This is a genomic window from Nocardia takedensis NBRC 100417, assembly GCF_000308695.1.
Lineage (GTDB): Bacteria > Actinomycetota > Actinomycetes > Mycobacteriales > Mycobacteriaceae > Nocardia > Nocardia takedensis.
Genome location: NZ_BAGG01000113.1, coordinates 1 through 984 on the forward strand (window position 1 = coordinate 1; position 984 = coordinate 984).

General features: G+C 68.4%; 1 protein-coding gene. It reads right to left on the reverse strand.

Annotation, left to right across the window (positions count from 1 at the left end; translation table 11 throughout):
* On the reverse strand, positions 1-984 hold a 984-nt coding region (locus ON30_RS24110), incomplete at both ends, for a 4Fe-4S binding protein (protein WP_040710413.1).

The window sequence follows — 984 nt, forward strand, 5'->3', positions numbered from 1 at the left end:
AGGTGTGGTCGAGGGTGAGGTCGGTGTCGTCGATGATGATGTCGACGCCGTGCAGGTGGGTCAGGGCGAGGAATTCGGGGGTGGTGTAGGCGGCTTGGAGGGGGCCGCGGCGGCCCAGGACGACGACTTCGCGGATGCCGGATTCGCGGAGGGCGGCCAGGGCGTGGTCGGCGATGTCGGTTTTGGCGAGGGTGTCGGGGTCGACGGTGAGGACGCGGGCGATGTCGAGGGCGACGTTGCCGTTGCCGACGATGACGGCGCGTTCGTTCGACAGGTCGAAGGTGCGGTCGGCGTAGTCGGGGTGGCCGTTGTACCAGGCGACGAATTCGGTGGCGGAGTGGGAGCCGGGGAGGTCTTCGCCGTCGATGTTCATGCGGCGGTCGCTCGAGGCGCCGACGGCGTAGAGGACGGCGTGGTGGTGGTTTCGGAGTTCGGTGTGGGTGAGGTGGGTGCCGATCTCGACGTTGAGGTGGTATTGCAGGGTGTCGCGGCGGAAGGCGGTCTCGAAGAGTTCGGCGACGGTTTTGGTGCCGGCGTGGTCGGGGGCGACGCCGGCGCGGACGAGGCCGTAGGGGGTGGGTAGGCGGTCGAACATCTCGATTTCGACGTCGGCGCGGCGCAGGAGTTCGTCGGCGGCGTAGCAGGCGGCGGGGCCGGCGCCGACGATGGCCACGCGGAGGGTGCCCAGGGTTTTGGGTGGGCGTGTGGGGGCGGTGATGGGTTCGAAGTTGGATTCGAGGGGGTGGCGTTGGAAGTAGGCGGCGTTGATGTCGCGGTAGCGGGCCAGGGAGGCGGTGAGGTCGTCCTCGGAGAAGATGGCCTCGACCGGGCAGGCATCGACGCAGGCGCCGCAGTCGATGCAGGTGTCGGGGTCGATGTAGAGCATCTCGGTCGTCGCGAATTCCGGCTGGTCCGGGGTGGGGCGAATGCAATCGACCGGGCACTCGGAGACGCAACTGGCGTCGTTGCAACAACGCTGCGTGA